This window comes from Terriglobus roseus, assembly GCF_900105625.1.
Classification (GTDB): Bacteria; Acidobacteriota; Terriglobia; order Terriglobales; family Acidobacteriaceae; genus Terriglobus; species Terriglobus roseus_B.
In genome coordinates this window covers 1,699,138-1,725,021 of the sequence record NZ_FNSD01000001.1, presented here as the reverse complement: position 1 = coordinate 1,725,021, position 25,884 = coordinate 1,699,138, and the positions used below count along the sequence as shown (strand labels likewise).

Sequence of the window (25,884 nt, the reverse complement as noted above, 5' to 3'; positions counted from 1 at the left end):
TGACCGGATTCGGTCAGCCCAGCCTTTTCTCACTTACTGATTCTCCCCTCAAGGATTTGCGTGACCTGTTCCCGATTGTTGTTCCTCGCCTCGGCCGTAGTGCTGGCAACCCCATTGACGGCACAGACCGTGCAGGCCGTGCAGACCACGGTGGATCTCTCGAAGACCATGGCACCGCTGCCCGCCGTTACGTTTCAGAAGAAGCTATCTGCTTCCCCCATCGCCATCGCAGTCGATGACACAAAACGCTTCCAGACCATCGATGGCTTTGGTGCGGCCTTCGTGGAAGGATCGGCTTACCTGTTGCAGCACGAGCTATCCGCTGCGCAGCGTGCCGAGGTGATGACGAAGTTGTTTTCGCCGACCAGCGGTATCGGTCTCAGCGCAATGCGCCTGCCCATTGCTTCCACCGATCTGTCTCGCACACACTACAGCTACGACGACATGCCCGCGGGCCAGCAGGATCCTGCGATGGAGCATTTCTCCGTGGAGAAGGATCGCGCAGACGTTTTTCCGACGGTGCGCGAAGCGCTGAAGCTGAATCCGAAGATGACCTTAATCGCCTCGCCGTGGAGTATGCCTGCGTGGATGAAGACGGGCAATGCTTTGGGTGGAGGCGCGCTGCGGGAAGATGCCGAGGCCTCTTATGCGAAGTACCTTGTCCGCTCCCTGCGAGCCTTCCAGCAGGAAGGCATTGTGCCACAGTACCTGACCGTACAGAACGAGCCGCTGAACGAGCGCAAAGACTTCCCGACGACAAAGATGTTGGCGGATCAGCAGACGCGCTTTATCGGTAAAGATCTTGGCCCGGCACTGCGCGCCGCAGGCCTGAAGACACAGGTTCTCGCGTACGACCACAACTGGGATCATCCGGAATATCCATTGAGCGTGATCGCCGATGCTGCGGCACGTCCCTTCATGGCGGGCTCAGCCATGCACTGCTATGGCGGCCGTGCCGACGTGCAGGATGGCATGCATGAGAAGGACCCCGGCATGGGCATCTGGATGACGGAGTGTTCGGGTGGCACATGGCAGAAGGAACCGCCGCTTGCCAGCACCGCGATGCTTATCATCTCGTCGACACAACATTGGTCGAAGAGTGTTTCACTCTGGGGCATCGCGCTCGATCCCAAAGGGAATCCGCACGCCGGCGGATGCGGCACGTGCCGCGGCCTGCTGACCATCGACTCTGCGCAGAGGCCTGCGACGATCACGTGGAATGGCGACTTCTACGCGTTGGCGCATGCCAGTAAGTTTGTTCACCCCGGCGCTGTCCACATCGCCTCGGTGATGACGGGCGCGGGCATTGAGCAGGTTGCCTTCCGTAACCTCGACGGCAGCTTTGTGCTGCTTGCCTTCAACACCGGCGAAGAAGACCAGACGGTCGCACTTACCTGGCATCAGCGCACTGCAACCATCGCACTGCCCGCGCATTCTCTCGTCACTTACACGTGGAACGGCCGCTAAGCTTGATTGCTTTGCACTTAGGATGTGTTTCTTGGTAATTCGTGTTCTTCGCTCTGTCTCTGCCGCTGCGGTCGTTGGCTCGCTCGCGCTCTCCTGCTGTATGACTCCGACGATGGGTGCGCAACAGGCCGCTCCGCCCACGGCGCCCGCTCCCATTGATCCTGCGGCTTACCGCTTTGCTGACAAGCTGTTGAAGCAGATGACGCTGGAAGAGAAGGTCGGGCAGATGACGCAAGTTGCGTTGAACTCGCCCGACGGCCCCGGCGTGGAAGACCGCATCCGCAAGGGGCTGGTTGGGTCGTTGCTCTTCATCAAGGATCCGAACGAGATCAACCGCATGCAGAAGATCGCGATGGAAGAGTCGCGTCTTCACATCCCCCTGTTGATCGGCTTCGATGTCATCCATGGCTATCGCACGATCTATCCCGTGCCGCTTGCCATGGCTGCATCGTGGGAGCCGGAGACAGCGGAGAAGGCACAGCGCATGGCCGCACGTGAGGCAAGTTCCTTCGGCATTCGCTGGGCCTTTGCGCCTATGGTGGACATCGCGCGCGATCCGCGCTGGGGACGCATCATGGAGGGCGCAGGCGAAGATCCGTATCTCGGCGCTCGCATGGCCGAAGCGCAGGTGCGTGGATTCCAGGGCAAGGATCTGAGCGATCCCGATACCCTGCTCGCCTGTGTGAAGCACTTCGCAGGTTACGGCGGTGCCGTGGGGGGCCGCGACTATGACTCGGCAAATCTCTCCGACGACCAGCTCTACAACGTCTACCTGAAGCCCTATCAGGCAGCGGTCAACGCTGGTGCCGGTTCACTGATGAGCGCGTACATGGATCTGAACTCGGTGCCGGCAACGGGTAACAAGTGGCTGCTGCATGACGTACTGCGAGACCAGTGGAAGTTTCCTGGCTTCGTCGTCAGCGACTGGGAGAGTGTGAAGAGCCTGACCACGCATGGCTTCACGGCCGACGATCACGACGCGGCAGTACGCGCCGTGAATGCAGGTGTTGCGATGGAGATGACGAGTCATACCTATCGCGAACAACTGCCGTCAGCAGTGCAGAAGGGCGAGGTTTCCATCGCCACCATCGACGGTGCAGTGCGTGAGATCCTCGTGGCAAAGTATCGCCTCGGTCTCTTCAAGAATCCTTATGCCGATCTGCAGCGCAATGCTGCGGAGACACTGTCAGAAGAGCAACGCGCGGCGACTCGTCATGCTGCAACACGCACGGCGGTGCTGCTTCGTAACGAGGGCAAGTTGCTGCCCATGAAACAGGCCCCGCGCACGCTGGCAGTGATTGGACCATTGGCCGATGCGCAGGCAGACACCATGGGATCGTGGAGTCTTGCGGGGCATCCGGAAGATACCATCACGGTGCTCCAAGGCTTGAAGAAGCGCTTCCCGACAAGCGAGATCCGCAGCACCAAGGGTGTTGAGATCTGGCGTGATCAGCGCTCTATCTTCGACGATCAGTTTCCTGATCCAAAGCCAACGCTGACGACCGAGGAAGCGAAGAAAGCCGAGTTCGATCGCGCCATCGAAATGGTTCGTAACTCCGACATGACTGTGCTCGTGCTGGGCGAAGCGCAGACGATGAGTGGTGAGCGTGCCTCTCGCGCTTCGCTCACACTGCCCGGGAAGCAGCAGGAGCTGTTGGAGGCGGCCGTTGCGACGGGCAAGCCTGTTGTGCTGGTGCTGATGAATGGACGTCCGCTCGACATCACCTGGGCGTCGCAGCATGTGCCCGCGATTCTGGATGTCTGGTATCCGGGAACAGAGGGTGGCAACGCGGTTGCGGACCTGCTCTCGGGCGATGCGAATCCCGGTGGCAAGCTGCCTATCACGTGGCCTCGCAGCGTAGGCCAGGTGCCGCTGTACTACGCGGATAACCTGACGCAGATCGCATCGGAGCCGAATACGCGCTACTGGGATTCTTCGAGTGCGCCGCTCTATCCGTTTGGGTTTGGTCTGAGCTATTCGAGCTTCGCGGTGTCGAACGTGCATGCCGCTTCAGAGACGTTGCGTATGGGCCAGCCGCTGCAGGTCTCCGTCGATGTGCAGAACACTTCCGACACGGCAGGCGATGATGTCGTGCAGCTCTACGTGCATCAGCGTGCCGGCAGTGCATCGCGGCCGGTTCGGGAGTTGAAGGCCTTCCAGCGCATCAGTCTGAAGCCGCATGAGTCCCGCACGGTGACGCTGACACTGCAGCCGAACGAGCTCACGTATTGGAGCGCCAGCAGCCGCTCGTGGGTCACGGAGCCGGGCACGTACGATGTGTGGACGGGTGACTCCGTAAAGGCAGATCTGCACACGACGTTCACGCTGGTGCGTTGACGATCAGTGCCCGGAGTGAGCAAGTAGGGTATCGCTTACTCCGGAATCCGAGGTGCGTAGGTAAGCACCGTTCGGAATCGCGAGCACGGGGCACCGGGCTTCCCGAACAATCGCTCCGAAGGTCGACCAGGGTGCGTGTTCGTCGTGCAGCATGCCTTCCGATACCCCGGTGACGATCACGCCGGCGGCGTATTCCGTAGCCGTGTCTACGATGATTTCTTCGGCGACGCCGTGCTTCGCGAGGAGGCCCACACTGCATTGCGACGTGAGATCCGGCGGCAGGCTCGTTCGCATACTATGACGGGCGAACTGTTCTTCGGTGGCCGGGGACTGCGCCAGGATCGGCACGTTCTTACGGCTGATGACGTGCAGGGAATACAGCTCGCCCTGCGAATGCATTGCGAGGGCTGCGGCAAAGGCCGTCGCCGAAACGCAGCTCTTCCCGAGATCGGTGGCAAGCAGAACTTTTCGAAAGAGGTCGCCGGAGATGACGGCATGAGGGCCGACCACAAGCGTGGGGCAGTTCGCACGCCTCACGAGACCTTCGGCGAAAGACCCAATCGCAATGCGCTCAAGGCCCATCGCTCCGTGTGATCCCACAATGATGAGGTCAATCTTTTCGGATGCGACAAGCTTCTGAATCAGGTTGAACGGGGAACCCGTGGCGGCGACCTCATGGTGCGTCAGAGAGTTGAGCGAGGGGCGCGCGGCCACAGCCTCCTTCAGCTTTCGGATCGCTGCCTGGATGCAGGATTCCCGAAAACAGGCATCTTCCTTCACGAGGGTATCGTCGTTCGAATGGGCCGGGACGGCATGCACCAGGAAAACCTCGGACCGGAACGTCCTGGCGATGCACAAGGCGGCTTCGAGCACCTTGAGCGCCTGGTTATCAAAGTCCAGCGCTACGAGGATCTTGCCGATCTCCAGGCCGTGGGGCCGGGGTAGCATGCTGAGGCTTTCACTGCGCTGCGAACTTTGCATCGCCTTCGCTCCCTTCCTCTGCATCAAGAGTAAAAACGAGCAGATTTACGGGCAGTGATACCGATCACACTTCGAGAAGCGTCGTAGCCGCGCACTCTCGGAAGTCATCCAATGGTTCGGCAGATGTGAGCGATCTCCTGCTCTTCTCCTGCGGCCATCACCATGACGTTCCCTTTGCCACGGTCGCCCTGTCGTATGCCCAGGGACTCCAGCCCGCCGCAGACCATGTCGCGGATTTCGTTGCTGTGCTCGCCGATGCCGCCAGTGAAGATGAGTCGATCGACACCTCCCAGCAGAGCGGCATAGGCGCCGATCGCCTTTCGGACCGACCGCGTATAGGTCTGGATCGCAAGCTCGGCACAGGCGTTTCCATCGTTCCGACCCTTCAGGATCGCGCGCATGTCCCCGCCGCCTCCGGTTAACGCTGCCAGGCCGGACTGCCGATTGACGATGGCCTCCAGTTCGTCCGCACCGAGTCCGTAGGTCCTCATCAGGAAGAGCAAGACTCCGGGATCAAGATCGCCAGACCGTGTCGCCATCGGGATGCCGCCCGTGGGTGTGAAGCACATAGTGGTGTCGATGGAATTGCCATGACGAAGCGCGCAGAGGCTGGATCCATTGCCCAGGTGCGCAATGATCATCCGCTCGGGCACGTCACTGCCCAGGCGCTCGACAATCGACGCATAGGAAAGGCCATGGAAGCCATAGCGGCGAATGCCTGCGTCGAAGTAACGCTGCGGCAGCGGTAGCCGTGTAGCCACCTCCTGCATGGTGCGGTGAAAGGTCGTATCGAAGCATGCGCAGTGGACCGCATACGGCAAGACCGTCCGCATGTGCTGCATGATCGTGAGAGCCTGCGGTATGTGGAGCGGCGCGAAGTGGATCGACTCTTTCAGAGTCATCAGAACTTCGTCGTCGATGCGGCAATGCTTCAGGAGGTGCGGGCCGCCGTGAACCACGCGGTACCCGACGCAGGTCGGGCGTCTCCGCAGGATCCGGATCGCGGCCGCATACAGGACTTCGAGTGCCTTTTCTGGCGAAGCGAACGTCTTCTCGGTGTTGAAGAGGACGCATCTTATGCTGTCGCACAAGAATGCGCGCGACGGCGGGTTGCCAAGCGCTTCCGCAGCGCCCCGTAAGACGCAATGAACGGTATGACCATGAACTTCGAAGAAGGCGATCTTCAGCGAGGAAGAGCCGTGATTGATGGTAAGGATTAACTCGGAATGCTCCGTCATCATGGCCGCATCCCGTCGCGGCTCTCATTCGGAGTGCTACCTTCCATGCGGGTGGACTCAGCGCTTTCGTGAATCTCGTTCTCCGATCGGTTCGCAGCCTGGTCCAGAAGTCGAATGCCGGCGCAACTCTGCGGGCCGATTCCAGGTATCAGGGGACTGCATCAGTCTGCGGAGCCATGAACGGAAACGCTGTGATGTGAATCACACGAAACGGATCACGCCTTCTGGTACACAGCAGTCTTCGCTGTTCCACCGTCGACAGACCACTCGCCTGAAGCAATTTGCTGCTGCCGATTGCAATCGAAGTTCCAGGCTCGGCGTGGGGCCTGGTGCGGAGAGGCACTCCATCCTGAGCGTGAGATCAGGCCCCGATCATCGAGTAATCCCGGAATCAGCGAGTGGCGGGGTGGGGTGCGGTGTTGCCACGTACCGAGACGATTTCGGCGGCCAGGGGACTGCCGGAGGTGCGCGAGGTGCGCAGCAGCAGTTGGAAGTTGTCGAAGCTGGCTGCAGGCAGACGTGCCTGCAACTGCTTCAGCGTGGCTTCCTGCGTTACGAAGTCTCCGCCCGCTTCGGTCGCCTGGGAGTCGGTTCCGGCGATGATCATGGTCTTGCCCGAGCCGCCCAGGCTCGGCATCAGCGCGATGACACAAAAGCCGTCGGTCCGGTTGGGATCGGACGAGGTGGCATAAACGGACTGCTCCCCGGATTGAGGCGCTTCGACATGGACCTCAATACTGTGTCCATCTGCCGAACTCTGCAGGCGATAGAGAAGCTTCGCCTGGAAGGGTTCGACCCAAGGATTGGAACGGGTGCTGCCGAGCAGGATGGTCGAGTCGTGCCGCAAGAGCTCCCCGGTGAAATCGCGAGCGAACTGGATCTTCACTGCGGATGAGGCCGGTTGCAACGCGAGGATGCGGCGGGCCGTGTAGAAATCGCCGATGCTGCCGCTGTAGCGGCTGAAGAGCAGGGAGAGGACAGAGGAGTTCGCCGCTCCACCGTTCGGCTGAAGGGCATACTGCTGGGCGACCTCACCAAACCGATGCCGCTGGTAGTCGTCGAGCGTCAGACGATAGCCGGACACGTCCTGCGCCATGGCGAACGAGGTGTCGGCCAGCACGATCGTCGTCTCTGTATCGCTGTCGAAAAAGTTCCTCCACAGGGCCTGCAGCGCCGGCTGCGCCCGCCATGGTTCGAGCTGCGCCGCCAGACTATGTGCGCGGTAAGTCTGAATGGCCAGGAGCGCCGTGACTAGAACGAGCGCGGCGATCGCTGCCCGGGTCAGAAGGCTTCCACTGTTCACGGCGGAGGCGCGGCGCTCTGCGAGCGCGGGATCTGTGCTGGTGACGGGAGGGAGCAGCTCGTCCTGCTGTTCGATAGCCGGGGGCTGCTCCTCGGTAGCAGAGGCCACAACCGTACGTCGGATGAAGACCGGCTTGTACGACCCGCGAGGAATTTCGATGAGCAGCGTCTCGGCGATGCCGTCTCCCGAATAGAACTGCTCCAGCCGCTTGCGCAGTTCCGTGGCATTCACGCGAACAATATTGTCCGCCCCGGTGTCATAGGAGGGGGAGCGGTCGAAGAGAGCAACGCCGATTCGCTGCTCGGTAAGCGCGGCAGCGTCGTCCTTCATACTCTCTTCCACGACGAAGCTCAGGAAGCGGCGGAGGCGGACAGAGCGGTTGAGCAGCGGACTTATCAGAACGCGTTCCAGAGCTTCCTGCCGTTCCCGGTCAGTCACCGAAACTACGGTCTGTTTGCCCTCTTCTGCCTGCACCTTCGAATACTCTCTTCCTGAAAACCCTGCTAATACAGGGTATCTCACTGTAAAGAGTTATCTCTATGTCACTGAAAGCAAGAGGTCTCCGGGCGTTCGTCGAGCTTTACGGTGAATTAACTTACCAGTCGTATTTCGCGCCGCGAAGGATGGCCGGGCACTTAGAGAAGCGCGCTATGACGCTGCCTAAGTCCGGATTTCGCGAGGATTTGAATGATGCACAAGTTTTTGAGGCCAACGATTGCGGTTCTGATGACGGGGGCCGCCATGGCCCACGCACAGGGTGGCTCAGCAGTTTTATCGGGTGTCGTGAATGACAGCACCGGTGCCGCCGTTCCTGACAGCCAGATCACGCTGGTGAATACCGAGACCAATCTGACCATGACCGCGAAGTCGAATGATTCCGGTCTTTACCAGTTCCCAACCGTCCCCCCTGGCAACTACATCGTGACGGTGTCGCACGAGGGCTTCCAGAAGTTCCAGCAGAAGGGCATCCAGCTTACCGTCAGCCAGCAGGCGACACTGCCCATTGCCCTGATCGTCGGCAGCCAGGATGAGGTGGTCGACGTCACAGCTGATACACCGCTGCTGAACGCCACCAACGCCGAGGTCAGCAATACGGTGGGCGAGCAGGCCGTGCGGGAATTGCCGCTGAACGGCCGTGACCCATCCAGCCTGGTGCTGCTTTCGCCGGGCATCGTCAACATTCTGAACACCAGCGCCGGTACGCAGCAGAACCAGACGACCTTCCCGAATGAGTCAGGCGCCAGCGCCGGGGGCGGCCGTCAGGGCAGCACGCTGTACCTGCTGGACGGTGTGCCCAACATGGACACCTACATGTTGCTGGCGGCGCCTTCGCCTAACTCTGACGCGACCGGACAGTTCCGCGTCATCAGCAATAACTTCGACGCGCACTACGGCTTCTCGCCGGGTGCGGTCGTCTCCATCGAGACCAAGAGCGGTACCAACTCATTCCACGGTGGCGTCTTTGAGTTCATCCGCAACAGCGCGCTGAACTCGGCCAACTACTTCTCACATGCCGTCGATCCGCTCAAGCGCAACCAGTTCGGTGGCTTCCTCGGCGGACCGATCCTCAAGGATCGCGCCTTCTTCTTCGCGAACTATCAGCAGACGCGTCAGTCGTCGGCGAGCACCGGCAACAGCGTGAACCTGCCGACGGCCGCCATGCTGAACGGCGACTTCAGTTCGTACAGCGGCACGCTGCGGGCTCCCTTCACGACCGTGAACGGCAAGAAGAATCAAATCAACCCGAACCAGTATGACTCGGCTGCACTGGCGATCGCCCGCACCGTGTTCCCGCTGGGAACGGACCCTGCGACCGGCCTGTATTACTACACGACGCCGAAGACGGTCGAGGTTTTTCACGAGGCAACGGGCCGCATCGACTACAACCTGAGCCAGAACCAGCGGCTGGCTTTGCGCAGCTTCATTCAGTACTACAACCGTCCGCAGGCACTGCAGCCTGGTAACGCGCTGGCAGCGGTCACGGCAAAGTCGGGCAAGCTGTTCAACGAGGTGTTAAACCACACCTGGACGATTTCGCCGACGGCCGTGAATGAACTGTCGCTCTTCTGGAACCAGATGAACGTCAGCACCAGTGCTCCCACATTGACGTCCAGCGGTTCGCAGTTCTGCCTGTCGCAGGTGGCGAACATTTCTGATCCAGCCGGCACCTGCTATCTCGGTACCTTCTCGGTCACGGGCGCCTTCTCGGCCAGCAACTCCGGCTTCACCGGTGAGCGCCGCAACAGCTTCGGCTTCAACGAAGGCTTCACCAAGACGCTGGGCAACCACACCCTGACAGCCGGTGCCGACCTGTGGCACCAGTGGGCTCGTGAGCTGACCTCCTACCCGGCCAACGCGATCCCGACGTTCAGCGGTTACTACACGGGCCTTGGCCTTGCAGACTATCTGCTGGGTAAGGTTGGAACGTACCTGCAGGGCGCCGGCGAACTGGCAGAGGTGCAGGGCAATCTGTTCGGTGCCTTCGCGCAGGACCAGTATCGCGCGACGCCGAAGCTGACCATTACCGCAGGTCTGCGCTGGGATCCGAACTTCATGCCCAACGCAAAGGGTGGTCGTGGTGTTGTGTACTCGCCGGGACAGCAGAGCACGATGTTCCCAGGCGCGCCCCGCGGCCTGGTCTTCCCGGGTGACAGTGGCGTGCCGCAGTCGCTGGTGAAGGCCACCTACGGCTACTTCGAACCGCGCATGGCGATCGCCTATCAGTGGACTCCGAAGACTGCGATCCGCGCCGGCTTCGGTGTGTTCTCCGCACCGCTGCCGTACTCGCTGTACAACCACACGGTGGACGTCAGCCCCTTCAGCCCGACGTACACGCTGCAGGCAACACTGACCACGCCGGATATTCAGCTCTCCAATCCTTGGAAGAACTACGCCGCGACCAACTTCACCAGTCCCTTCCCGCCCTTCGTATACGGCGGCGCCGCGCCGGCATCGAACTTTAACTTCGGTAGCCAGACTTCGGTCAGTGCGGCGTTCTCACCGGGTTTCAAGCTGGGCATGACGCAGAGCTGGAATGCTTCCGTCGAGCAGCAGTTCGGGAAGGACTTTGCAGCGCACCTCGCGTACGTTGGCAGCCAGTCGTACCACCAGACCACGGGCATCGACCGCAACCCCGGCCAGATCGCTACGGCTGCCTTACGCGGTGTTCGTCCCAACACGGCGATCGGGCAGCTGGTGGATATCGAAAGCTTCGGCACCGCCAGCTATCACTCGCTGCAGCTGCAACTGGAAAAGCGCATGTCGCACGGTCTGCAGTTCCAGTCGAGCTTTACCTGGTCGAAAAACATCGACATCATCTCGTCGGGCAACGTGACGTTCGCCAAGGCATACCTGCCAAACCCCTACAACGTCCGTTACAACCGCGGTATCTCGTCGTTGAACATTCCGCTGAACTCCGTAACCAACGTGGTGTACACCACGCCCTCGCTCAAGGGACACAATGCCTTCCTGCGCGGTGCGCTGGGTGATTGGGAAGGTTCCATCATCTACACGATGCGTTCCGGTCTGCCTTTCGGCATCAACGGTGGCAACGGCAACAACAACTCCGGATCGCTGCAGAACCAGGATCGTGCTGACAGGAACGTGAACGTGAACCTGCAGACACATCAGGGTGGCAAGTCGCAGTGGTTGCAGCAGTACTTCACAACGACGGCATTTGCGCAGAATGCAGCGGGCACCTTCGGTACGTCCGGTCGCAACCTGCTGCAGGGGCCGGGCCTGAACTACGGTGACCTGGCATTGATGAAGAACTGGACCGCGATGGATCACTACCACCTGCAGTTCCGTTGGGAGATGTTCAACGCCTTCAATCACACCAGCTTCGCGACGCCGGACAACACGGTTGGCAGCAGCACCTATGGCCGCATCACGGCGATTGGTCCTGTCGCACCGCGCATCCAGCAGGCCGGGTTGAAACTGACGTTCTAACAGATGGGCTGTGAGCGGCGACCGTGCATACCGGTTGCCGCTCACAGCCCGATTTACTTTGCGCCCTGCATTTCTTTCTCGCCTGAAACACCCAACATCCCATACTCTTGATCGCGCTGGACTCCTATGAAAAATCTTGCCTGTCTTTCTCTCGCTCTTTTTGTTGGCGCATCCGCGTCGTGCCAGCAGGCCCCTGAAGATCTGGTACATCCGAGGAACGGGACGATGAGTGAAGGGCAGACCTATCCGGCTGTCGGCGTGCCGTTTGCGATGACCCAGTGGACGCCGCAGACGCGTGCGGGTGAGACCAAGTGCGTCGCCCCTTACTACTACACGGACTCGCGCATCCAGGGTATTCGCGCATCGCACTTCCTCAGTGGCAGTTGCGTTCCGGACTACGGCACCATCACGCTGATGCCCGGCACCGGAGCACTGAAGACAGATGCCGTGCAGCGCGCTTCGTCGTTCGATCGATCCAGCGAACAGGCAAGCCCGTATGCGTACTCCGTCGATCTGAAGGATACGAAGATCACAGCATCGGTCACGGGAACGACGCGCGCGGGTATTTTGCGTTTTGAGTTTCAGCAGGATCAGCCGGACGCATGGGTCGTGCTTGAGAACAACGCGCGTGCCGGGGAAGGCTTCGTGCAAGTGGATGCCGCGCGTCAGGAAGTCACCGCGCAGGTCCCGGTGCGGCGTGAGTATGCAGGGTCCGGCAAGGAGGCAGGTTACAGCGCATGGTTCGTTGCGCAGTTCGACCGCCTGCCTAATGCCGTCGGCACTTACGTCGGGGCATCGACGAAAGACGGGGCCACCAGGCAGGAAGGCGATGGCATGCCAGCGAAGGTGATACCCGTCGCGAAGATGATGACCTCGACCGGTGGCGCATCGGCTGCGGCTGCATCGATTCCAACATCGGCGACACGTCCCGGCTTTGGCACATATCTGCACTTCGGCGCGGTCCATCGTGGCGATGTGATCACGGTCCGCGTCGGCAGCTCCTTTGTGTCGCTCGAAGAAGCGCGGAAGAATCTAATCGTTGAGATCCCCGACTGGGACTACGAACGCGTCAAGCATTCCGCACGATCCGCCTGGCACAGGCGTCTGTCCGCCATTCAGGTGGACGGTAATGATCCGGCGCGCAGCATTTTCTATACCGCGCTCTACCATGCAATGCTGCAGCCAAGAACTTACAGCGATGTCAGCGGCACTTACCCGCGCTTTCACGATCACGGCACAGCCGAACACGTCGCGAGCGGCGACACGCAGTTCGATGACTTTTCCGTGTGGGACATCTTCCGGGCGCAGGCGCCGCTCATGATGATCCTGGATCCGAAGCTGGAAGCATCGATGATGCAATCCATCATCACGAAGGGCGAACAGGGTGGCTATCTGCCGATCTTTCCGGCATGGAATAGCTATACCTCCGAGATGGTTGGGGACCACGCGGCAAGCATGATTGCGGATGCGTACAACAAAGGCATTCGCGGCTTTGACATTCAAAGTGCATACAAGCTGATTCGTAAGAATGCGACAGAAGTCCCCAGCGATCGCGCGGAATACATCGACGGCAAAGGACGTCGCGGCCTCGACTCGTATCTGAAGTATGGCTACATCCCACTCGAAGATCACATGACCGATGCCTTCCATAAAGATGAGCAGGTTTCGCGCACTCTGGAGTATGCATACGACGATGCAATTGCGGGCGATCTCGCCGCGAAGCTTGGTCATGCGGACGATGCGGCAATGCTTCACAAGCGTGGAGAGAACTGGCGGAAGGTGTATGACGCGCAGGTAGGTTTCGCACGTGGCCGCAACCAGAATGGTTCGTGGGTCACTCCATTCGATCCGACGAAGCACGTGTCGTGGGTGACCGAGGGGACACCGTGGCAGTACACCTTCTTTGTGCCTCAGAATGTCCCCGGTCTCATGGAAGCCATGGGTGGCAAAGAGAAGTTCACGGCGCGCCTGGATGAGTTCTTCAGTAAAGGCTACGACGATCACGGCAACGAGCCCGGTCATCACATCGCATATCTCTACGCTGCCGCAGGTCATCCTGAGAAGACGCAGAAGGAAGTCCGCAACATTCTGGATAGGCAATACAAAGACGGCGCCGATGGACTCGCCGGCAATGACGACGCCGGGCAGATGAGCGCCTGGTACGTAATGAGCGCGCTTGGCTTCTACCAGGTGTGCCCTGGCCGCCCGGTGTACACATTGGCTTCGCCGCGTTTCGACAGCATCACCGTAATGCTGCCCGCCGGACGCAAGTTACGAATCCTTGCGCCCGGTGCAGAGAGCGGAAAGTTTTATGCGAGCCGCGTCACCTGGAACGGCAAGCCGATCACAGATGCGCAATTGCAACACAAGAACCTGATGCAGGGTGGCACACTCCGCTTCACCATGAGCGATGCGGCCCCGGCGTCGCACTAAAAAACATTCCACTCAAAGATTGAGACCGGTTCTGAGCTGGGCTCAGGGAATGACATTCTCAGATACCGGCTCTTCGGCAGATGATCCATCACAACAGGCGATCCGCTTTGATGCGTGACGCCTGTTGTTATATCCGCCCATATCTTGCCGTCAAGCGATGATTGCAGACGGAAGGCATAGGTTTTCTCGGGATATTCGAATCGAATCTCAAGCCGATGAGGTTGCGTAGTCCTGCGCAGGTTAAGCTGCAGCCATGGTGCGTGGTCGTCCGTGGCAGGCAGCCAGCGCGTTGCATAGTTGTCATCCACCGATGCGCTCGCATGGTGTAACTCATCGAGTGACGATGACGCAGTAACATCAGCGCCCAGTGCTTCTTTGGTCTTGCGGGCAACGCGCAACAGGGTAGGGCCGGTGTGTGTCGGCGTGATACGTCTTATCTCGCCATCCGCGTCGAATTGCAATTCGTCAATGCAGAGTTGTCGCCGAACTATCTTTGCATCGAAGGGCAGGCTATGGCGGTGGTAGAGGATGTAAGTCTTGCCCGCGCGATCGAAGATTGCGTGATGTCCCGGCCCAAGGATCTGTTGCGCTTCATCCGTACTCAGCAGTGGACTGTTGCGGCCCTCACGGAACGGGCCGAAGGGTGTATCACCGATGGAGTAACGCACATTGTAGGTGCTATCGGTGGCCTTGCCCTGCGAGTACATCAGGTAGTAGAGGCCCGCGTGCTTGTACATAAAGGGGCCTTCGAAGTAACTCGGCGGCGTCACATCCTGCGGCTCGCCATCGAAGGTGATCATGTCGGGCTTGAGACGCACGGCGAAGCAATGTCCGTTGACCCAATGCAACCCAGATCCCCAATAGAGATACGCGGTGCCATCCGTATCCTGAAACACCTCCGCATCGATCATGTTGTATGCGCGATGGAAGGTAGCGGGAATGAGCGGGCGCGAACCCAGCGCGTTACGCCACGGACCAAGTGGGCGATCCGCCGTGCCCACCCACACCTCGCTGCCGATCGAGACATACATGTAGTAGCGGCCGTTCTTCGCACGAATGACCGATGGCGCCCAGACCTTGTTGCCATTCGCCGTTGCGCTCACTGCAGCTTGCTTCGTAGGCCAGTTCAGCGTGCACGACTTCCACATCGCGAAGTCAGTGGAGCGCCAGCACCCCAGGTGATCGCCTCCCCACGGGTCTTCTGTAGCGAAGACGTACGTCTCCTCCGCTGTCTGTACGACGGATGCATCGGCGTAATAGCCCGGGATAAACGGATTGCCGTCATGCGGACTGTTCCACTGCTGTGCTGAAATCTGGCAAGCGAAGAGCAGCAGTGCGAAGCAAAGCTGGGAAGGGAGATGCAAACGAAAAAGCGAACGTACGCGCAGCATGCTTCCAGTCTATTGAAGGCATCCAGCGGACGTCTTTCGATTGGACCCTAGCGGGACGGAGTCCAAACGGCGCCCAGCAAGAGGCAATTGCCTTGGCCCGTGCGTCAAGCAGGTTCAATTTGTAGGAGGTTCATCGAACGTCATGTCGATCATCAGATTCGCAGATGTCCGATGCGTAAAGGCTCTGATGGCACATTGCCGAAATTCCAGATTTTGCATGCTGACGTGACTCGGCCAGCAAGGCGATGACTTCCCGGTCTGTTGTTTGTTCGAAATCAGTGTAGAACTGCCCTACGGCCTGAAAATCTTTTGGCGAGAGTAGGTAGACCAATGCATCGACTTCCTTCTGCAGCCATGCGCGAGTGGATGCAGCCACAACGGGTGCTGCCACCACCATCTTTGCTGGCTTCATCTGTCGCAACGCCAGGATAGCGGCATACACGCTCGCGCCCGTAGCAATCCCGTCATCGACCAATAGGACTGTCTTACCGGTCACATTGAGGCGTGCTTGCTCACTTCGATAGAGCGCGGCGCGCTCGCTCAATATCTTTTGGACGCGTTGCGTAACCTCCTCAACCTGCACTGGCGAGAGGCCAGCTTTCTGGACGATCGTTTGGTCGAGATAGCGTCCGTCGCCCGTGGCGATCGCACCAAATGCGAGTTCCTCGTGCGCGGGTACTCCTAACTTGCGCGAGAGAAAGATGTCGAGTGGCAGATCCAACCGCGACGCAATCTGGAACGCGACGGGGACTCCTCCGCGAGGAATGCCAAGAACAAGCACGTTGTCATGGCCTGCGTAGTCCAGCAACCTAGCAGCTAATTGCTTACCCGCAGCTTTGCGATCAGCCAGCATCATCGAAAACCTCAGCGTGACGGCATGCTGCCCGACTCATGCTCAGTCCAACCTGGAACTTCAGTTGAACCGATAGCTCAGAACTGGAACAGTTGCTCGGCGAACAACGCGGGCTGCGACGTTGTCCGACGTAGTGGTTGACAACTCGTTTCGTCTCTTTAAGGGCATCAGGATGAAAGGGCTCTTAATCTGGTCACTCATGTTGCAGATGGACAGAGCCGGATCTCCGTAGACGACGTTCCATTGCGCGTGTACTCCCTGCTCCCGAAAGGACTTCGCAACGCTCAGGCATTCGTTCTCAAACCAGTGGGCATCATGGCGCCGAGGACCAGCAACCGTGTGAAACACCTCGATGCTTACGTCGAATAGCTTTATGAGGCTCAGGGCTTTGGGTAATTGAGCTGGAATGCATGGCAGAGCAATGGTGAAGAGAACAGGACCGCCACGTTCGCGCGCAAACAGATCCTGCGCCACTGCGGGACCGTAGGTGAGAACGGGACACGATTCGGTGCGAAGCAGCTTTTCTGTGCTCGATCCCAGTGTCTGCCGCTCCTGGCTGCCATGCCCGTACGCTCCGATCATCAACAGGTCAGCAGCGAAGTCGCAGCAAACTTCATGGATTACTTCGTGAACCGCTCCGATGCGGTGGATCCACTGGTTGTGGATACCGTGGGCAGTCACCTGGAGACTCGCGTTCGCGGCGTTGGACAGCCCGGTTTCCTCTGAGATCGCGTCGGCACCATCGACGAAAAGAATCAGCAGTTCGGCGTGGTGTTGGAAGGCAAGCAACTCCGCATCGTGGAGCGCTCGCTTCGCTGAATTCGACCCATCGTACGCAATCACAATCTTCTGGAGTTTTAGCGGAGCTTTTACGGACGCCGTATCAATCGTCTCTTGAGAGTGTTCGATCAACATGCGTTCTCCAATCTCAAATGGGTCTGCCGTCGAGACCGCAAGTCTCGTCCTGCCTGGAAACCAATCCGGCGAACACAAGATTGACTGAAATAACGATGAGAAGTGGTGATCCCGATCACATCGGACGAGAATCTCGGATCGGACACTGGCCTTGAGCTTGCCGCTTTGTGGAACTCAACGACCCCAAACGCCGCGCCGAGCTTTCGAAAAGGGGCATCATGATGGCGGCATCATCACAGACTTCACCCAAGATGTTTGGCAGAGCGCTGAGCGTTTCGTCGATCTTGATGATCGTGCTCGGGATCCTTGCAATCGCTCTTCCCAGCGCAGCCGGGCTGGGCGTCACGATTGTTGTCGGCTGGCTCATCGCTCTCAGCGGCATCGCCTACCTTGTGTATGCGTTCGCTGCGTGGCGCATCGGATCGTTCCTCTGGCGAACGTTACTTGGTGCTCTCGACCTGGCTGTCGGAGTCTACCTTGTGGCGCATCCATCGGTCGGGCTCACAACCCTTACGCTTTGGCTCACGCTTCTTCTCTGCTTCGAGGGAGTGGTGGAGATACTGTTTTTCATCGTTGGTTCACCGCTTTTGCGGTCCGGATGGATACTTCTTAACGGAATCGTGACGCTGCTACTCGGACTCATGATTTGGGAGAACTGGCCATCCAGTGCCGCGTGGGCAATTGGCACGCTCGTGGGCGTGAATCTGATCGTGAGTGGTCTGGCGCGGCTTTCGCTTGCCACTGCGGTGCGCAGGACGGTGATGTTAGCGGATGGCATCTAGTGGACGCATTTGCTACGGTTCGCCCTAAGTTCTCCGGCGAATAAGTTCGTAGGATGAACGCTGCGCGGACGCAGCGAATATACCCATTCAGCGTTACACGTTCTGATGTCGAGACCATACCGGCGCGTGTGTTTTCGATCTTTCTCTGTCAGGTTGGGCGCATCACCATGTCGTTCACTAAGCCGACTACCTGCAGAGGCCGAGCGGAATCGCCGGTCTGCGACAGCGCATCTGGACTCTGCTCTCCATAGCGAAGGCAGACAACACCTGCTAGCCTCCGGGCGAGACCGGGTCCCGATGTCTCATGATGGCAAGGAGAGCGTCAGTGACAGTGAAGAGCAGAGGGCCCAGGAAGATGCCGCTGATCCCGAACATCCACATGCCTCCAAGAATCGACAGGAACATCGGCGCTGTATGCATCTGTGCACGCGATCCCACAACGATTGGATAAAGGACGTTGTCTGCGGTGCTGACCAGAAGTGTCCCAAGTGCCAGCAAGATCAAGGCCCGCGTCCACGCATGCAGGAAAAGGAGCCACAGCATGACTGGGAACCAGACAAGGACAGCTCCAAACGTGGGTATGAGAGCGCAAACGAAGGTGAGATTTGCGAGCAGCAGGGAACCCGGAACGTGTAATGCGCCGAAGAGCACCCAGGAGAGCAAGGACTGAACGAGAGCAATGACCAGCCTTCCGAAGACCGTGGCATGAACGGAGCGTGTCACACGACCAGTCAGGAAGCGGAACTCGGAAGAACGAAATGGCAGATAAGTATGCAACCGGACGAGGGCTCTCTCACCGTCGCGAAGAAGAAAGTACAGCAGAAACAACATGATGATGGACTGGGTGAGGACGACAACGGTTCCACCAAGAAATGACATGGCCAGATTGGAGGTCAATCCCAGGATCTGCTGGGCAATCCGGCTCAGAGTATCGCGACCGCCCAGAGAGGCCAGAACCAATCTGCCACCGGACATGCGCTCGAAGAGCCTTGGAGATCCGGATACTGCAATCTGCTGTCGGATCATCTCGATCGCTGCGATCGCCCGCATACCGACGGTTCGCAGTGCGAGGACGGTAGGGATCACCAAGCTCAGCGTTGTCAGGCAGACCACGAGGGCGGCGGTTACGGTGGCGTTCGGAATCCGGCGGAGACACCATCCATAGAAGCGGCGAGTGAAAGCATAAAGAAGCAGTGCGCCGGTGATGGCCCCGATTAACGGTTTCAACAGCAGCAGAGAGAGGACGACCCCACCGCAGGTGACGAGCAGGAGTGCTGCATTGTCGTTGGTCTGTGGCGACAGCTGCCTGTCGCGGTTGGCGGGTGTCATCGCGCTCCCCACAAAGCGTCTTCCGTTGCGGCGAGGGGGACCGGCGGCGAGTCAGGATTGCGCCAGTTCCGATCGACGAAGAACTTCTGCAATTGACTGCCGAGGAGAACGATGACCGGAGCAAGCGAACATTCGATCCAGCCCTGGCGGTCAAGCGGCGCCAAACCGAGGCCCCCGCGCGCGGCGGGGATCAAGAGCATCGCGATATGGAGTCCCACGGAGACCAAGATCGCTCCATGCAGCCAGCTCAGAGTTCGAAAGTAGGTCAGAAGACTCTCACGACCTGTTTGCACGGCGATGGCATAAAACGCCTGAGAGAAGATCAGCGCAGTCAGTGTTACGGATCTCTGGTAGCCCACCGTTGCCCCGGCGTCAACGGCGTGGACATACAAGGCCAAAGTTACTGCCACCATCAGTAGTGTTGCTACGGCGAGCTGCCCTAGGGACGAGGCTGTAAGCATCTTCCGAGAAGACTCCGCTTCCCGGCCCTCCATCACGTTCTGCGAGGCAGGTGCGAGTGCGAGTGCAATGGCAGGGGCAGCGTCCGTAATCAAATTGATCCACAGGATTTGGGGTGTGGTCAGGGGCAGGACCAACTCGTCCACCGAATGGAGCGCATGTGTGGCGGAAGCGATCGCGACGATAAAGAGTGTGATGACTTCGGATAAGTTCGTGGTGAAGAGGAAGGTGACAGCCTTTGCAACATTCGCGGTCAGCACTCTTCCTTGCCGGACTGCCTGGAGGATGGTGTTGAGGTTGTCATCCGTCAGCACCATGTCGGCAGTCTCCTTTGCAATATCCGTTCCGCTTCCCATAGCGATTCCCACGTCGGCTGTCTTGAGTGCAGGAGCATCGTTCACACCATCACCGGTCATGGCAAGGATGTGTCCCGATTGCTGAAGGACACGCGCGACACGGAGCTTGTCTTCCGGATCGATCCTCGCAAACACGGAACAGTCCCTCAGGCGTAGAGACAATTCAGGATCTGTGAGCTTTCGCAACTCACTCCCCGAGATGACAAGCTGATTCTGCGTCATGCCGATGCGGCGAGCAATGGCGAGGGCCGTATGGGGATGATCTCCACTGACGACGATTGTGCGGATGCCTGCGCGGTGTGCTGCGACGATTGCAGCCCGCACCTCGAGTCGTGGTGGATCGATCATTCCAATCAGGGCCAGGAAAGTCAGCTCCCGCTCTTCTGCAGTCAAGCGGCTACGGTCTTCCGTATGTTCCTGATCGATACCGTCGGAAAGGATCTTCGTCGCAAGAGCGATAACCTTCTCCCCTTGATCGGATAGCTGCTCCACTTCTCGCAGGATCTGCGCTCGCCGGTGCGGAGTTAGCGGTATCGCCTCGCCCTGCCATTGCTCCTGCGTGCAGAGATCCAGCAGATATTCCGGTGCGCCCTTGCTGAACACCACTTGCTTCTGCCAGATACCATCTTCAACGAACGCCGTCATCCGTTTCCTCTCGGACGTGAAGGGAAGTTTCGCGATGAGCCGAAATCGCTGGTGAATTGAGTCGGGGGTAACTCCTGCGTTCGCGGCGAATTCCCACAGGGCCACGTCCATGGCATCTCCGGTGAATGCCTTGGAACCCTTCTGCTCAGCCGGGTGCGCGTCGTTTGCCATCGCTGCCGCCAGTGCAACGTTCAGAACCATATCGTCTTGCGGCGATGCGGCCAGATCCGGTGCAGGCGCGCTGCCCGACCTGCCGTCTGCATGCAATGTGACGACGGATAACTAGTTGCAGGTAAGTGTTCCGGTCTTGTCACAAAGGATCGTGTCCACCCCGCCAAGGGTGTCCATCACGTTGAGCTTGCGAACGATGACACCTGCCTTCGCCATCCGTCGCACACCGATAGCAAGAGCCAGCGTGATGATGGTTCCGAGTGCCTCAGGAGCCGCAGCTACACCGAGCGAGACGCCAAACAGAAGGATGTTCAGCAGCAACGCTGGCGTTGGATGTTTCACGACAGCCGCGAAGGCGACAACAGTGACCGCGCCCACCAGGATGACAGCAAGAGCAAGCTGTTTGCTGAGCGTGGTCAGTCGTTGTTGGAATTGCGTCGTTTCTTCCGGCGCCGACGCGATGAGCGAAGCAATCTGGCCAATCTCAGTGTGCATGCCCGTGGCACACACGAGCGCAAGGCCTTCTCCGGAGATCACGGAGGTGCCGGAGAAGAGCATGTTGGTTCTCTCACCGAGGGACGCTGTGGATGCCGTTTGCCCCGGCGCTTTCCTTGCGGCATCGCTTTCGCCTGTCAGGATCGATTCTGTGACCGTAAGTTGACTGCTGTGGATGAGGCGCGCATCCGCCGGTACCAGATGTCCCTCAGTCAGCAGGATCAGGTCGCCGGGCACCACCTCCGCTACCGGGATCGATAGGATCGCGCGATCTCGCTTGACCTGGGTGGTCAGCGGCTGAAGATCCTTGAGTTCAGCGAGGGCCTTTTCCGCACGGAGCTCCTGAACGAAGCCCATGACTGCATTGGTGACGGCGATGGCCAGAATGAAAAGCGCTTCCTTCGGCAAGGACCGCCCGTCACGGAAGAGAGACACGAAGACCGAGAGTACAGTGGCTCCAAGAAGGAGATACATCTGCGGATCGATAAACTGGCTAAGAAACCGTCGCAGCAGTGAGACCTGCTCTTTTGACCGAAGGGTATTCGCACCATAACGACTCAGCCGCTGATGTGCCTCAAGACTGTTCAGGCCGCCGTCAACGTCGGCGGAGAGCGAGGAAGCCACCTCCGGCAGGGAAAGAGAATTCATTAATCTTCGAAGGTCCGGCGGGTCATTCGTCATGGATTCCTTCAGCGGACTGCTCCGATCCCAAACTAGCGATCCTTCGCACGGTGCTCTGTGACGGAAGTCACAAAGCCTGATGGCGTCGTCGCAGAGGATGATTCGGGGCATCGATATGAGTCATCCATGGAAGCCACAGGCCGTAGTTCTGGGAACGGACCTAACCGCAACTTCAGGAGTTGTGGCTGGCACGGCGATCGAAATTGCTCGTCGCCTGGATGTCGAGCTGTGCATCCTGCACGTCTTCCAATACCTCATTCACCATCGGTACCGTATGCCGGTCTCCTGGATGCTGGAGGAGGTGCGCCGGGACATCAACGCCAAACTCCGCAGACTGAAAAAGCGTGCAGAAGATTCACAATGTTCCGCGAGCACGAAGGTCATCGAGAGTGAGGACCCCGCTGGTTCGTTACTGAAAGAGTCTGCTCGCTTTGAGCGGGCGATCCTCGTGCTGGGAACGCACGCCCGTGATCCCATCGAGAGATTCTTTCTTGGCTCCGTAGCCGAACAGGTTCTGCGGACAACGCGGTTTCCGGTAATTACCGTCGGGCCGCATGTGAAGCGGCGTTTTGGAATGGGCAACGACCAGTTGATGTTTGCGACGGATTTGACAGAGCGTTCGCTCGAACCGATCCCGCTGCTTGCGGCTTTGATGACACCGTCGACTCATCTCACGGTAGTGCATGTCACGGAATCGGTTCTGGAGACGGATGCAAGAGCGGCCATGGACACTGTGCGAGCGAGGATGGCGCTCTACCTCCCGGATCAAGCCATGAAGCACCAGGTGAAGTGGAAGGTGATCCATAGCTCCGAGGTGACGAAGGCTCTGATTGAAGCGGCGACAGAGGACAAGGCGGAACTCCTCATCATGGGAATGCATCGGAGCGGTGAGCTCAACGCGCATCTCCCATTGAAGACGGGATTCCAGATCATCATTGGTGCGCCCTGTGCCGTGCTATCCGTTTGCTCGTAGCCATGCTTGAAGGTGCTCCATGCGCGCAGAGTTGAAGGTTCACCGCTTCGTTCTTTCCATCCTGAGTCTCTGGATTGCGATCTTTATCGCTTTGCTGGTCCTTCTTGGCGTGGAAGACACGGACGCAAAAGTTGCTGTAGAGGTCATCCTTCTTTACTCGATCGTGGTCTCCGCGGGGTTCGTGGGCGTGGGACTGGTCGAGTTAATGGCCGCTCTGGACCTTGGGCAAAGTCACCGGCGTGAGGTCGCTGGCTATTCCGCCCTTGCCTCTGTCGCGCTGGCATCAGGCATTTTCTTGGCGACCCGGCCAGATGTATCTCTCCGCACCATCAGCCTGGTCGTTGCGCCTCACGCACTCCTGCTGGGGTTAGCACAGCTTCGCATGTCTGGACATCTTCGGCGTCATCGTGTACAGCGCATTGCTCTCGCCGTGTGCGGTTTCGTTGATCTCGCCGCAGCACTGGCCCTGGCTGGCACATTGTTCATGAGCTCCGAGTGGCTGATCGTGAAGATGCTGGGCCTGACGGCGATCACCGCCTTATTGCAATTCGTTCCAATTCTCTTCATGCAAGAACCGAATCCTCGTGTCTCAAGCTGACTTCAGCAAGCGTCGTTCTCGCATTCAGCCCAGGATTCTCTAATTTCGACTCCGTCAGTAGAAGCCAGAGTTCAGCACACGAGAAGCGTATTAGGGGTGGTTGAAGTGATCGGCGAAACACCCTCTGTAATTGACGCTGCGTGGCTTCAACCACTTGATCTGGCTAATCTGCAGACCGCCTCGATAACCCTCTCCTTGCGTGCATTTTTTTCTACTCACATGCTGCGGTGATGCGGGTCACAGCAAGTGAAAGATCGGGCGACCTATTGTGACATCGGATCCGGATGAGGTTCTCATGATCGGTTCCAGCACCTGTTCAAGGCTACGAGGAGACTCCATGAAAGTAAAGGATGTGATGACGAAGGTGCCGTATTGCTGCATGCAGACGGACACGGTTCAATATGCCGCCGAACTTATGAGGAGACATGATGTCGGCGCAATTCCTGTGGTGATTCATCGCGAAGACAAGAAGCTCATCGGGATCGTTACGGACCGCGACATCTGCCTAAAGATTATTGGCGCTGCAACGTCGCCTCTTACCAAGGTTTCGGAAGCGATGACAAGGAAGGTTGTAAGCGCTCACCCGGACGACACACTCGCGTCCTGCGAGTCGCAGATGGAACTCTATCAAATCCGTCGGATCCCGGTGGTGGATTCCAGCGGCACTTGCGTTGGCATTGTTTCTCAGGCGGATGTCGCACTGCTTGATTCCGCACAGCACCTAGCCGAGACGGTAGCCGCAATCTCCAGGCGTCGCCGAGTCGAGCAGCACGCCTCGGAGTACAGGTCGGTCAGCGCGGCCTGACTTCGGGGTTCCATCGCTGAAGCGTCCTTGCGAGGCGAATGGTACTGGCTCTACTTCAACAACATCGAGACCAAGAAAGAGGAAAATACTATGCCAGAAAGCAATACTCCTTATACAAAAGTCCACGACCTGCGCATGCAGGAGGATGTTACGCGACAGATTGCATGGCAGCCAGAGGTCCATTCAAAGGACATCAGCGTGAAAGTCATCGACGGCAATGTGACGCTCACGGGTTTCGTGCATGGCTACCTTGAAAAGATGGCGGCAGAGCGAGCTGCCAAGTCGGTCTAAGGGGTCCTCACGGTAGCGGATGACATTGAGGTCAAGCCGGCGACTACTCGAACCGATCCCGAGATTGCGCGCGACGTGGCAGAGGCTCTGCGTCTTCACGCCAGCGTGCCGGAGGCGAAGATCAAGGTGACCGTTGCAGGTGGCTTTGTGACTCTCGCTGGCACCCTGGATTGGCACTATGAACTAGAGAATGCGGAACTGGCTGCACACTCGGTAGGCGGCGTGCGTGGCATCGTAAATCTCTTAAAGATCGCCCCGAGGGCCTCCAGTCAACAGGTCCGCGAAAAGATCGAGGCTGCACTACGAAGCATGGCTGACCTGGATGCCCGGTCTATGTCCGTTTACACCACGGACGGGACCGTCTCGCTCTACGGAAACGTTCATTCCTGGTCAGAACGAGATCGGGCTGAGCGCGCTGCCTGGCAGGCACCGGGCGTCCACCAGGTCGCGAATCACCTGACCATTCATCCCTGAGCACGATCTGGGATGAGCTCTTCCGAACAACACGCTCAAGGAGTGATTTCATGTCCACAGCAATCGCCACCCAGCCAAAGACGACGGGAAGATCCGTCATCAACTTCCCACATACGCGTAGCATCTCACCTACCACCGCTGGTGAAGGTCGCCTATAACCAAAGTGATTCGCCACTCCAACGATTGTTCGGAAAATCAAATCCGACAGACCTGTAATTCCGTCCAAGAACGAGCGTGGTATCCAGCCAGCGGCGCCAAGCGACTGGGCAGGCTTTGGCGCTGAACAGACTTGAGCGGAATTTTCGAAAGATCCGCTACACCAAAAGTTTAAGCAAAAATGCGGCTGCGGCGCCCTGCCCAATCAAGGGCTTTCATCGCCCGATTTCGAGGCTAGAAGTTCGTTGTTGTCATATCCAACACCCCGATGCAGATAGCGCAGCGGTCGCCGAACGTCGCCGCAGACTGTCCGAATTGGTAGGGCTTCCGGCCCCGCGCACACGCGACACAGAACCTACACGGTTTGCGGGCCAGCCGGAATCTCTCCTTTATCCCTGATTCACCCGCGCTCCCGGGTGCGGCTGATGCGGCTCTGTAGCGCGAAGCGCCATCAGGCCATCACTGAACTGGCAGAGTCTTCAGCGAGCGATCAAACCATCATGTCTATTGCCGGGCACGTATCGCGGAAAATGCTGCAGCACTACTCTCACGTTCGTCTTGAAGCCAAGCGAGACGCCCTAGACGCCTTGTCTTCGATATCTTGCTCGACACGAAGAGAAGGTTACGACACAATCAGCGACACGAGGTCGCCGTCCTCTTCGGTTGAGCAGCGTATGTTGTTGATTCTTTTGGTGGACCTGAGCGGGATCGAACCGCTGACCTCCTCGTTGCGAACGAGGCGCTCTCCCAGCTGAGCTACAGGCCCTTGGTGTTGCTCTCGCGGCGCGGGCGCGCGGCGTTA

19 protein-coding genes and 1 tRNA gene are annotated in these 25,884 nt (G+C 58.8%); 10 read left to right on the top strand and 10 right to left on the bottom strand.

Annotated features, from left to right (window positions below):
- The first annotated feature begins 60 nt into the window (after nt 1-60).
- Nucleotides 61-1,467 (top strand): glycoside hydrolase family 30 protein, encoded by a 1,407-nt coding sequence (locus tag BLW03_RS07050; RefSeq protein ID WP_139285129.1) that lies wholly within the window; start codon nt 61-63, stop codon nt 1,465-1,467.
- Between the two features lie 31 nt (nt 1,468-1,498).
- Entirely contained in the window at nt 1,499-3,805 is a 2,307-nt protein-coding gene (bglX, locus tag BLW03_RS07045) for a beta-glucosidase BglX (protein ID WP_244501992.1), read from the top strand.
- Nucleotides 3,806-3,808: 3 nt separating this feature from the next.
- Here the strand turns inward: bglX and BLW03_RS07040 are convergent, their stop codons facing one another.
- The 3 genes from BLW03_RS07040 to BLW03_RS07030 form a co-directional block, all read right to left on the bottom strand.
- Nucleotides 3,809-4,786, bottom strand: coding sequence for a universal stress protein (locus BLW03_RS07040; protein ID WP_074652963.1), 978 nt, complete (start codon nt 4,784-4,786; stop codon nt 3,809-3,811).
- Nucleotides 4,787-4,890: 104 nt separating this feature from the next.
- On the bottom strand, nt 4,891-6,027 hold the full coding sequence (locus BLW03_RS07035; protein WP_212733151.1) for an acetate/propionate family kinase: 1,137 nt from the start codon (nt 6,025-6,027) through the stop codon (nt 4,891-4,893).
- 388 nt (nt 6,028-6,415) lie between these two features.
- On the bottom strand, nt 6,416-7,801 hold the full coding sequence (locus BLW03_RS07030) for a hypothetical protein (RefSeq protein WP_074652962.1): 1,386 nt from the start codon (nt 7,799-7,801) through the stop codon (nt 6,416-6,418).
- Nucleotides 7,802-8,014: 213 nt separating this feature from the next.
- On the opposite strand from BLW03_RS07030, the gene BLW03_RS07025 reads away from it, so the two are divergent.
- Entirely contained in the window at nt 8,015-11,275 is a 3,261-nt protein-coding gene (locus BLW03_RS07025; RefSeq protein ID WP_074652958.1) for a TonB-dependent receptor, read from the top strand.
- Between the two features lie 126 nt (nt 11,276-11,401).
- Nucleotides 11,402-13,708, top strand: a complete 2,307-nt coding sequence (locus BLW03_RS07020) for a GH92 family glycosyl hydrolase (RefSeq protein WP_074652954.1) — start codon at nt 11,402-11,404, stop codon at nt 13,706-13,708.
- On the opposite strand, the gene BLW03_RS07015 is transcribed toward BLW03_RS07020, so the two are convergent.
- The 3 genes from BLW03_RS07015 to BLW03_RS07005 form a co-directional block, all read right to left on the bottom strand.
- The gene (locus BLW03_RS07015) at nt 13,705-15,099 is read right to left on the bottom strand and encodes a family 43 glycosylhydrolase (RefSeq protein ID WP_083350378.1); all 1,395 of its coding nucleotides are present in this window, start codon (nt 15,097-15,099) and stop codon (nt 13,705-13,707) included. The two genes, BLW03_RS07020 and BLW03_RS07015, sit on opposite strands and share 4 nt — an antisense overlap.
- A 130-nt stretch (nt 15,100-15,229) precedes the next feature.
- Nucleotides 15,230-15,955, bottom strand: coding sequence for a phosphoribosyltransferase (locus BLW03_RS07010; protein WP_074652952.1), 726 nt, complete (start codon nt 15,953-15,955; stop codon nt 15,230-15,232).
- A 57-nt stretch (nt 15,956-16,012) separates the two neighbouring features.
- The gene (locus tag BLW03_RS07005; protein WP_074652951.1) at nt 16,013-16,867 is read right to left on the bottom strand and encodes a universal stress protein; all 855 of its coding nucleotides are present in this window, start codon (nt 16,865-16,867) and stop codon (nt 16,013-16,015) included.
- Nucleotides 16,868-17,118: 251 nt separating this feature from the next.
- Between BLW03_RS07005 and BLW03_RS07000 the strand changes: the two genes are divergently transcribed.
- On the top strand, nt 17,119-17,649 hold the full coding sequence (locus tag BLW03_RS07000; protein ID WP_212733150.1) for an HdeD family acid-resistance protein: 531 nt from the start codon (nt 17,119-17,121) through the stop codon (nt 17,647-17,649).
- Nucleotides 17,650-17,919: 270 nt separating this feature from the next.
- Here BLW03_RS07000 and BLW03_RS06995 read toward each other — a convergent pair whose 3' ends face one another.
- From BLW03_RS06995 to BLW03_RS06985, 3 genes are all read right to left on the bottom strand, one after another.
- Nucleotides 17,920-18,978 carry an AI-2E family transporter gene (locus tag BLW03_RS06995; protein ID WP_074652950.1) on the bottom strand — a complete coding sequence of 353 codons (1,059 nt, stop codon included), beginning with the start codon at nt 18,976-18,978 and terminating at the stop codon, nt 17,920-17,922.
- The gene (locus tag BLW03_RS06990; protein WP_139285128.1) at nt 18,975-20,639 is read right to left on the bottom strand and encodes a cation-translocating P-type ATPase; all 1,665 of its coding nucleotides are present in this window, start codon (nt 20,637-20,639) and stop codon (nt 18,975-18,977) included. Before BLW03_RS06990 ends, BLW03_RS06995 begins: the two co-directional genes overlap by 4 nt.
- Before the next feature lie 81 nt (nt 20,640-20,720).
- The gene (locus tag BLW03_RS06985) at nt 20,721-21,752 is read right to left on the bottom strand and encodes a P-type ATPase actuator domain-containing protein (protein WP_074652948.1); all 1,032 of its coding nucleotides are present in this window, start codon (nt 21,750-21,752) and stop codon (nt 20,721-20,723) included.
- 112 nt (nt 21,753-21,864) lie between these two features.
- Here BLW03_RS06985 and BLW03_RS06980 point away from each other — a divergent pair, with 112 nt between their 5' ends.
- From BLW03_RS06980 to BLW03_RS21020, 5 genes are all read left to right on the top strand, one after another.
- Entirely contained in the window at nt 21,865-22,758 is an 894-nt protein-coding gene (locus tag BLW03_RS06980; RefSeq protein WP_074652947.1) for a universal stress protein, read from the top strand.
- A 19-nt stretch (nt 22,759-22,777) separates the two neighbouring features.
- The gene (locus BLW03_RS06975; RefSeq protein ID WP_074652946.1) at nt 22,778-23,356 is read left to right on the top strand and encodes a hypothetical protein; all 579 of its coding nucleotides are present in this window, start codon (nt 22,778-22,780) and stop codon (nt 23,354-23,356) included.
- Nucleotides 23,357-23,693: 337 nt separating this feature from the next.
- The gene (locus BLW03_RS06970; RefSeq protein ID WP_074652945.1) at nt 23,694-24,161 is read left to right on the top strand and encodes a CBS domain-containing protein; all 468 of its coding nucleotides are present in this window, start codon (nt 23,694-23,696) and stop codon (nt 24,159-24,161) included.
- A 90-nt stretch (nt 24,162-24,251) separates the two neighbouring features.
- Entirely contained in the window at nt 24,252-24,452 is a 201-nt protein-coding gene (locus BLW03_RS21025) for a BON domain-containing protein (RefSeq protein WP_244501991.1), read from the top strand.
- A 24-nt stretch (nt 24,453-24,476) separates the two neighbouring features.
- On the top strand, nt 24,477-24,926 hold the full coding sequence (locus BLW03_RS21020) for a BON domain-containing protein (RefSeq protein ID WP_348270850.1): 450 nt from the start codon (nt 24,477-24,479) through the stop codon (nt 24,924-24,926).
- A gap of 846 nt (nt 24,927-25,772) precedes the next feature.
- Here the strand turns inward: BLW03_RS21020 and BLW03_RS06960 are convergent.
- Nucleotides 25,773-25,848, bottom strand: a tRNA-Ala gene (locus BLW03_RS06960).
- Between the last annotated feature and the right edge of the window lie 36 nt (nt 25,849-25,884).